Here is a 9,379-nt window from a genome sequence, read left to right as displayed (position 1 = left end):
AGAAACAACTCTTTAACCCTTTCATCCCCTTGACATTATCACAGTATCTGGCACCCAGAGTTGCATTTTTGTGTTTAGTCTTTGGGGTGGCAAAAGAAAAAAATTTTCACGTATGTTATAATAATTCTGTCTTATGAAAAAAGAGAAGGAAGATATTTTAAAGTTTCTGGTTCAAGAAAAGAATGTGTATCTCTCTGATATAGAGGGGAAATTTAATATTCCAAATATAAGAGAGGTCATTGATGACCTTGTTAGAGAGGGAAAGATAAAAATTCAAAATGATGGAAGGGTTGTTCTTACTCCTCTTGGATTACTTGAGGGGAAAAACATTTTGGAGAAACATGAAATATTGGAGAGACTTCTTAAAGATATTGGAGTTAATGAAAAAGAGGCACACAAGGAGGCTCATGAGCTTGAGCATTTTCTTCCAGATGAGGGAAAGGAGAGAATCAAAGGAGTTTTTGGATTTAATCAAGGAGACATTGTTACACTTCTCTCATTGTCGTCAGGGGATGAGGGGGAGATTGTTTCAATAAGGGGAGGAAGAGGGATGGTACAGAGGCTACTTGATATGGGGCTTACACCAGGCACAAGAATTAAGGTTATAAGGAGGGCACCCTTTGGTCCCATTGAGATTTCTGTGAGGGGTTATCATCTTGCTCTTGGAAGGGGAATAGCAGGAAGGATATGGGTGAGAAGAAGGAGATAGTATTTGCCCTTGCAGGTAATGCCAATGTAGGTAAAAGTGTAATCTTTAATCAATTAACTGGTTCAAATCAGATAATTGGCAACTGGCCTGGAAAGACCGTTGAAAGAGCAGAGGGTCTACTCTACTATAAGAACTGTGTAATTAGAGTTATAGATCTCCCTGGCATATACTCATTAACTACATATTCAGAAGAGGAACTTATAACAAGGGAATTTATAGCAAAGGAAAAGCCAGATATTGTAATAAATGTTGTTGATGCAACTCATCTTGAGAGAAACCTCTTCTTTACCCTTCAACTTCTTGAGCTTGAAGCCAATGTTGTTGTTGCCTTAAATCAGATGGATCTAACTGAAAAGTTTGGTTTTGAGATAGACGCTAAGAAACTTGAGAAGATCCTTGGTGTTCCTGTTGTTCCAATGATTGCTGTTCAGGGAAAGGGAATAGAGAAACTTGTTGAGACATGTATCAAAGTTTACAGAGGGGAGATTAAACCAAAACCAATTGATATAAAATATGGAAAAGAGGTAGAGGAAAGGATTGAAAAACTCATAAAAATCCTTCCAGAAGACCTTCCCTATCCTAAAAGGTGGACTGCAATAAAACTTCTTGAGGGGGATCCAGAGGTAAAAAAACTTATAAAGGAGAGAGTGGTAATAGATGTTGTAGAGAAGCTGTCAAAGGAGCTTGAGGATATTCATGGAGAGAGTATATCTCTCATTATTTCTCAGGAGAAGTATAATATTGCAAAGAGAATAACAGACGAGGTTCAGAGGGTAAGAAGGGGAATTAAAAGATACTTTTCAGATATATTTGATAGGGTTCTTTTGCATCCAGTTTTTGGCTACTTCTTTCTCATTTTGAGTGTCTTTCTCATGTTCTATGGAATATTTAAATTTGGGGATTTTGTATCTGGTTATCTTGATATATTTTTTGAGTGGCTGAAGGGTATCTTTTATTCAACATCCATTTCGCCATCCTTAAAGGAGATTCTGTGGGATGGAATTGGGGAGGGAATAGTGGGTGGCATAAGTATTGCTCTTCCATACATTGCTCCATTTTACCTCCTCCTCTCTTTACTTGAGGATTCTGGTTATCTTGCAAGAATTGCCTTCCTCACAGATTCTGTTATGCACACCTTGGGTCTTCATGGAAAGGCATTCCTCCCATTGATTCTTGGGTTTGGATGTAATGTACCAGCAGTTCTTGGAACAAGGATACTTGAGACAAAGAGACAGAAGTTTCTTGCAAGTGTGCTTGCAACACTTATTCCATGCTCTGCAAGGACAATAGTTATTTTAGGTCTTGTTGGTGTATTTCTTGGTTTTAAGTATGTGGTTATAGTTTATTTGATAGATTTTATTGTTATATTTCTTTTGGGAAAACTTCTATCAAGAGTTGTTCCAGGTAAGAGTCTTGGTTTGATAATGGAGGTTCCTCCCCTAAGAAAACCAACCCTCTCTATCGTTTTAAAGCAGACATGGTTCAGATTAAAGGATTTTATATATGTTGCCTTTCCAATAATAGTTATTGGAAGTTTCGTTCTTGAGATTCTAAAGGTCTTTGGTTTTTTAGATGGTTTTGTGGCCTTTATCTCCCCATTTTTCACGAAATTTCTTGGACTTCCTCCATTAACAAGCATAACCCTTATATTTGGAATTTTAAGAAAGGAGCTCACTCTGTTTATGCTTTTTACCCTTTTTGGCACAGAGAAACTCATTACGGTTATGACTCCAAAGCAACTCATAATCTATTCAGTCATTACTCTTTTTTACTTTCCCTGTATTGCAACCTTTGCAGCTTTAAAAAGAGAAATGGGATTTAAGTATGCAGTTCTTATAGCTATTTCTGAAATGATCTTCGCAATTCTTCTTGGAGGAGCGTTGAATCTTATTCTTTAAATAAAGGGCCAGGACTTTTTTCTCCTGACCCTTGGGAGGGAGGAGGGTGAGGGGAGGGTTTCTTCAAGTCGCCCTATGGTGGGCATTGAAGTGACATTAAGTCAGATAAACCCTCCAAAACCAAAATTTTATAACAAACTTCAAACTTGTCAACCCCAAACAGGTGTTTGGTTATTTCCCCTCCTTTTTTCTGATAGCCCAAAAGACTCTCTCCGGTGTAGCAGGAATTTGTTTTATCCTTGCACCAACTGCATCAAAGATTCCATTTGTTATTGCTGGAGCAATTGGAACCATTACAGTTTCTCCAATTCCCTTTTCTCCGTAAGGTCCAAGTTCCTCATATGTCTCAACAGGTATTGTCTCTATCTCTTTTGGTGCATCCTTTATTGTTGGAATTATGTATGTGGAGAAGTTCTCTGTTAGAAAGTATCCATTCTCTATAATTGTATCCTCCATAAGAGCATATCCCATACCCATTACTATTCCACCTTCAGATTGACCTTCAAATCCAATCTTGTTAATTACTCTTCCACCGTCAATTATATTTACAGCTTTTATAAGATTCACTTTGCCTGTTAATGTGTTTACCTCAACAAGGGCTACACTTCCTGAAAAACTGAAGATGTAATGAGGAAGACCAAAGGCACCAGGTATTTTTGTTTTTGATGTTGGGAAATAGAAATGCCCCTCTGTTTTTGGAAGTCTTCCCTTTTTGGAAAGATACTCTCCAAGTTCCTCATAGCTTACTCTTTTTTCTGGATTATCCTTTACAAAGATGACCCCATCCTCTATTTCAAGATTCTTTTCATCTTCACCCAGTATTTGGGAGGTATGTTTTTTTAATAAATCTCTCATTTTTATTCCTGCCATATGGATTGCTCTACCACCTCTGTATGTTCCTGCAGAGGCAGTGGATGTGCCAGAATCAGGTGTAAGATGGGTGTCCCCTGTTATTATATGAATCTTTCTTTCATCTCTCAAGCAGAGTGTCTCTAAGGCAATAAGTTTAAAACTTGTTTGTAAACCCTGTCCCACATCAACATTTCCTGCAAATACATTAAATCCGCCATCCTTCCTCATCTCTATCCAAGCAGACCCATAATCTGGAAGACCAACTCCAAGTCCTGTTCCCTGATATGATATTGCTATGCCAACCCCTCTTTTTATCCATGGTTTATCTGACACTTTTATTTTCTCTCTTTTTTTGTAGATTTCAGATTTCTCAATCTCGTCAAGAATCTCTTTAAGTCCCATACTGGTTTCAATTACACTTCCAATTCCAGTCTCTTCTCCTCTCTTTAAGATATTCTTTCTTCTTAACTCCACTGGATCCATATTGAGTTTTCTTGCAATTTCATCCATCTGAGATTCCATGGCAAAGGTTACCTGATTTACTCCAAATCCTCTGAAGGCACCAGCTACTCCATTGTTTGTGTATATGCAGAAGCCCTCAATGTGTGTATTTGGTATCCTGTATGGACCGCAGGAGTGTTCCACAGCAAGATTTACCACAGGTCCACCAAGAGAGGCGTATGCTCCTGTATCAGCATAGATGTAAACCTCGTTTGCTACAAGTGTCCCATCCTTCTTAACTCCTGTTTTGTATCTTAAGATCATTGGGTGTCTCTTCCAGGAGAAAATCATGGATTCCTCTCTTGAGATAACCATTTTTACAGGTCTCTTTGTGTAATAAGTAAGGAGAGCAAGATGTATCTGTGTTGTTATCTCATCCTTTCCACCAAATCCTCCACCAAGTGGGTTTGCAATAACTCTCACCTTTCTTGGGTCAAGGGCAAGCACTCTTGCAATTTGAATTTGATCTCTAAATGCATACTGCCCTCCACACCATACAGTAAGAAGGTCGGTATCCTCATCGTAGTATGCAACACCAGATTCTGTTTCAAGGTATGCATGTTCCTGTCTTCCTGTTCTATACTCATTTTCAATAATAAGATCTGCCTCACTAAATCCCTTATCTATGTCTCCTTTATTTATCACAGTGTGAAGATGTATGTTTCCCTTTTCATGAACCTTTGGTGAGTCTTCGCTCATAGCAAGGATAGGGTCTTTTACAACAGGAAGTGGCTCATAATCAATTTCTACAAGTTCTCTTGCCTTTTCGGCGATTTCTCTGGTTTCAGCTGCTATAAGTGCCACTGCATCACCAACATATCTCACTTTGTCCTTACAAAGAGCTGGTTGGTCATGCACAACTATGCCAAAACCATTCTCTCCTGGTATGTCTCTCCATGTAAGAACCTTTACCACACCCGGAAAATTTTCAGCTTTTGTTGTATCTATTCTCTTTATTACTGCATGGGGATATTTACTCCTTACAACTACTCCCCACAACATATTTTCAAGGTATATGTCTGATGGATACTTAAGTTTCCCTGTAACCTTCTTGCTGGATAAAATCTGTGGGACTTTTTTCCCAATCCATTTTTCCTTCTTTTCAACGGGTTTTTCAACTTTTATTTTCATATGCCTAACCTCCAATCCCCAATAAGTTCAGAAGACTCTCATAGAGTAGGTATTTTGAGACTTCCCTTCTATACTCCCTTGTTGCCCTTACATCTGTTATTGGGTTTACCTCATCTAAAGCACAGTTTGCAGCTTCAAATATGTAATCTTTTGAATCTAATTCCCTCTCTGTAAGTAAATTTTCACACTTGGTTGCTCTGTTCACCACAGGAGAGACTGCTCCAAAGGATACAAATGCTTTTTTAAATTTGTTATCCTTTTCTCTCTCAAGCTTTACTGCCACACTTGCTATTGAGATTGACATGGCATTTCTCTGCCCCAGTTTATTGAAGAAACCTATTTCATTCTCCTTCCACTCAGGTATTATTATTTTGTAAAGGATTTCGTCCTGCTTTAACGATGTTTTTCCAGGACCAACAAAAAAATCCTTTATATCTATGATTCGTTCATTATTAAGAGATTTTACAACAAATCTTGCTTCAGAGACAACGAGGGCAGGAATTGAATCCCCTGCAGGGGATGCGTTGCAGATATTTCCGCCAATTGTTCCCCTGTTTCTTATCTGGGGTGAGCCTATGGTCTTAACTGCCTCCACAAGCAAAGGAGCATACTTTTTTGTTATCTCGGATTCAATTATCTCTGAGTGTGTTGTTATTGGCCCAATATGTATTTCACCGTTCTTTTTCTCTATACCTCTAAGTTCCTCAATTTCCCCTATATCTATAATGTAGTCTTCTCTGATCAGATTGTCCTTTAATCTGACAATAAGGTCTGTTCCTCCAGCGAGAAACCTTTTCCTGTGCCCGTACTCTCTGGCAAAAAGAAGTGCCTCATTTAAATCCCTTGGTTTCAGATACTCAAATTCCTTCATTTCTTACCCCCACTTACTCTCTTAACAGCTTCTATGATTTTTTTGTAGCCTGTGCATCTACATAGATTTCCAGATAGTCCTTCCCTTATCTCTTCTTCATTTGGATGAGGATTCTTTGATAGTAAGTAGTATGTGCTCATAACCATTCCAGGGGTGCAGAATCCACATTGTATTGCGCCTTCCTCTACAAAAGCTTTCTGAATCTTTGTAATGCCGTTCTTAGATAAACCTTCAATTGTTAAAACATTCTTTCCATCCACCTGAGGAATAAGAACCATACAGGAATTTACACTCCTTCCATTCATTATGACTGTGCATGCTCCACACTCACCCTTTCCACATCCCTCCTTTGTACCTGTAAGGCGGAGATAATCCCTTAAGTAATCAAGTAGAGTTATGTTCACAGGCACCTCATCAATAATCTCTTCCCCATTAAGCACAAAATTTATCTTTATAGTTTTCATTTTTATTTCCTTACAAACTTATGTTCCTTTGAATCCATCTTTTCAATCATATGAATTGCATTTACAGGACAGACCTGCATACACATTGCACACCCAACACACTTATCCTCATTAACCTTTGGAATTCTTGAATCCTCCTTCAATTCTATTGCCATGTGTCCTCCATCTCTACATGATACATAGCAAAGCTCACACCCAACACACTTATCCTCATCAATGTGTGCTTTGACTTCCACTTTTGGAAGTTCCTCGTTGGCAACTATCTTTGGTAGAGTCTTTCCAACAATGTCCATTGGAGATGAAAAATTCATCTCTTCAAGATAGTTGGATAATCCAGATAAGAGACTTTCAATAACCCTAAATCCATAGTGCATTGGAAGTGTGCAGAATTGAACATTACTTGCACCAACAAGCATAATTTCAACTGCATCTCTCCATGAGTATGCTCCGCCATTTCCAGAGACCACTATATCCACATTCTTCTTTATCTCTGCTATTGTCCTTAAAGTTATAGGTTTTATTGCATTTCCAGATAGACCTGAGTAGGAACTCTTCCCAAAGACTGTTGGATACGGCTCAAAGGAGTATATATCAATTCCAAGAAGAGATGGAATTGTATTACTTGCAGTTATCCCATCTGCTCCTCCCCTCTTCACAGCTTCTGCAACCTCCACTATGTCTGTCACCTGAGGGGTTATTTTTATAAGCACAGGAGTGTCTCCTGCTGCCTCTTTCACCCACCTTGTAACCTTCTCCGTTGCTTTCACAGATTGTGCAAGCATCCTTCCAGGGCTCTCCCCCATACTTCCCTGAGGACAGGAGAAGGAACATTCAATAAGGTCCACACCAGCCTTTTTCAATCTATGGACAAGAGTCTGCCAGTCTTCTTTTTTTGCCCCCATTATACTTGCACCTATCATTTTGTTCGGGAATCTTTCCTTAAGTATCCTTACCCTCTTCTCTACCTCATCAATATGATACTTTGATATAAGGTCAATGTTTCCAAGTCCTGTTATTCTTCTCAAGCCTGTTCCAAAGGAAGACATCATTGGATACTTCAAATCAACCTCAGTTCCTTCAACAGATGTTGTCTTAAGAATTGCTCCAGCCCAGCCTGCTTCCAGCCCGTTTATCACCATTTCAAGTTCATCTGTTGGTGGAGCTGCTGATAGAATGAATGGATGCTCAAGATGGATACCAAGAAAATCTATAGATAGATCCTTTCTTCTAAACATCTCTCTTCCTCCTTAAATACTCATCTATTTTTCTCGCCGCAATTTTTCCATCTCCCACTGCCCTTGTAATTGTGTCTCCTCCGTTTACCACATCTCCTCCTGCAAAAACTCCAGGAATGCTTGTCATAAAATTCTCATCAATCTTTACTACACCCTTAGCCCTTTCAAGTTCTGGGAATAGATTCTCCATTTTCTGGCCTATGGCAATTACAACAGATGTAAGTGGTATTATAAACTCACTTTTCTCTATCCTTTCTGGTTTCCTTCTTCCAGATTCATCCCTTTTTATAAGTTTTGCCTGACTTACCTTTATTCCCGCTACATTACTTTCTCCAACAATCTCTTCAGGTATTGACTGGAAGTAAAAATTCACACCAATTCTTTTTGCTCTTTCTATCTCTTCAGGAAATGCCTTCATGTCAGTGAGTCCCCTTCTGTATATTATTAAAACCTCCCTGTCAGGAGACAGAGTTTTGAGTGTATTTGCTATTTCTAAAGCTACATTTCCTCCTCCTATAATTCCTATTCTCTCCCCAAGATCTGGTAAGTTTTCCCCTCCCTTTATCTTTCTTAAGAGATTCCTTGCCTTATACACCCCTTTAAGTTCAATTCCCTTAATTTCAAGTTCTGTTTCTTTTGTAAGCCCAGTTGCTATAAACACTGCTCTGTATTTGTCTAATAGTGGTTTTACCTCTTTGACCTTCTCTCTCTTAATTTCGTGGACGAAGTTTCCGAAAACAAAGTCAATGTCTTTTTTTGTAACTTCCCTTGGGAGTCTTTCTTCAAATATCTCCTGAACTGGAATACCCCCTAATTCACCTTCTTCAAATACAACTGGTTTGTATCCCATTTTTCTTAGTTCAAAGGCACAGGAAAGACCAGAGGGACCTCCTCCAATTATTGCAACCTCCTCTTTGTCCATAGGTGGAAGAGAAAGGTAATCTTCCACATCAAAGTTATCTGTGAGGAATCTGTGAATTTCCCTTATGTTTATGGGTGAGTCAATCTTTGCTCTTGTGCATGCGCTCTGACAGAGCATCTCTGTTGGGCAAACATATCCCGCTGTGTTTATAAATGCGTGGCTGGATCTAACCATCTTTGTTGCTCCAATGAAGTCTCTGTTTCTCACCATAAAGAGGAACTGCGATATTGGAAGATGGGCAGGGCACTTCTTTTCACATGGAGCATCATAACAGAAAAGGCACCTCTCTGCCTCCATCACAACCCTTTCCTCATCCATCATACTAACTATCAAGCTTTTCTCCATTCATCACCCCTTAAATCTTTTTCTTTAATAATAATTTAGAATATATTTTGATGCAAGATACAGTGATTAAAATCTGTGGTAGAATTTAATTGTATCAGGTTTAGGGAAAGCGGTGAAAGTCCGCTGCTGTCCCGCAACTGTGATGGGGGAGCATCTACTCTTAAGCCACTGGGGAAGACCTGGGAAGGCTTAAGAGATTAATTTGCGTTATCACCCCTAAGCCAGGAGACCTGCCTGATACAAAATCACCTTCCGCCTTCGCGGAAAGGAAAGGAGGTGCATGAATGAAAAAATTGATCTTAGCCCTACTTCTTATCTCACTTCTATTTACCATTACACCTAAGAAGATTTCCTATTCACACGAGATCAGTTTGACACTTAAAATTGGATCAACTAAAGCTTATTTAAATGGAGAGGAGTTTAATCTCTACTTCGCCCCATTCATCAAGAA

General features: G+C 39.0%; 7 protein-coding genes and 1 riboswitch. Of the genes, 2 read left to right on the top strand and 5 right to left on the bottom strand.

Going from position 1 to position 9,379, the window contains the following annotated elements; translation table 11 throughout:
* The first annotated feature begins 133 nt into the window (after positions 1–133).
* Both J7J33_01910 and feoB read left to right on the top strand, forming a co-directional pair.
* Positions 134–709, top strand: a complete 576-nt coding sequence (locus J7J33_01910) for a FeoA domain-containing protein (GenBank protein MCD6168045.1) — start codon at positions 134–136, stop codon at positions 707–709.
* Positions 688–2,607, top strand: coding sequence for a ferrous iron transport protein B (gene feoB / locus J7J33_01905; GenBank protein MCD6168044.1), 1,920 nt, complete (start codon positions 688–690; stop codon positions 2,605–2,607). The genes J7J33_01910 and feoB overlap by 22 nt, the downstream gene beginning before the upstream one ends.
* A gap of 171 nt (positions 2,608–2,778) precedes the next feature.
* On the opposite strand, the gene J7J33_01900 is transcribed toward feoB, so the two are convergent.
* The 5 genes from J7J33_01900 to J7J33_01880 are packed head-to-tail and all read right to left on the bottom strand — an operon-like array spanning position 2,779 to position 8,928.
* Positions 2,779–5,091 (bottom strand): xanthine dehydrogenase family protein molybdopterin-binding subunit, encoded by a 2,313-nt coding sequence (locus tag J7J33_01900; GenBank protein ID MCD6168043.1) that lies wholly within the window; start codon positions 5,089–5,091, stop codon positions 2,779–2,781.
* 4 nt (positions 5,092–5,095) lie between these two features.
* Entirely contained in the window at positions 5,096–5,962 is an 867-nt protein-coding gene (locus tag J7J33_01895) for a xanthine dehydrogenase family protein subunit M (protein ID MCD6168042.1), read from the bottom strand.
* Positions 5,959–6,426 carry a (2Fe-2S)-binding protein gene (locus J7J33_01890; GenBank protein MCD6168041.1) on the bottom strand — a complete coding sequence of 156 codons (468 nt, stop codon included), beginning with the start codon at positions 6,424–6,426 and terminating at the stop codon, positions 5,959–5,961. The genes J7J33_01895 and J7J33_01890 overlap by 4 nt, the downstream gene beginning before the upstream one ends.
* A gap of 2 nt (positions 6,427–6,428) precedes the next feature.
* The gene (gene preA, locus J7J33_01885; protein ID MCD6168040.1) at positions 6,429–7,661 is read right to left on the bottom strand and encodes an NAD-dependent dihydropyrimidine dehydrogenase subunit PreA; all 1,233 of its coding nucleotides are present in this window, start codon (positions 7,659–7,661) and stop codon (positions 6,429–6,431) included.
* On the bottom strand, positions 7,654–8,928 hold the full coding sequence (locus tag J7J33_01880) for an FAD-dependent oxidoreductase (GenBank protein MCD6168039.1): 1,275 nt from the start codon (positions 8,926–8,928) through the stop codon (positions 7,654–7,656). Before J7J33_01880 ends, preA begins: the two co-directional genes overlap by 8 nt.
* Before the next feature lie 79 nt (positions 8,929–9,007).
* Positions 9,008–9,181, top strand: a riboswitch (cobalamin riboswitch).
* Positions 9,182–9,379: the final 198 nt, after the last annotated feature.

Source organism: Caldisericia bacterium (genome assembly GCA_021158845.1).
Lineage (GTDB): Bacteria > Caldisericota > Caldisericia > B22-G15 > B22-G15 > B22-G15.
This window is presented reverse-complemented; position numbering and strand designations above follow the sequence as displayed.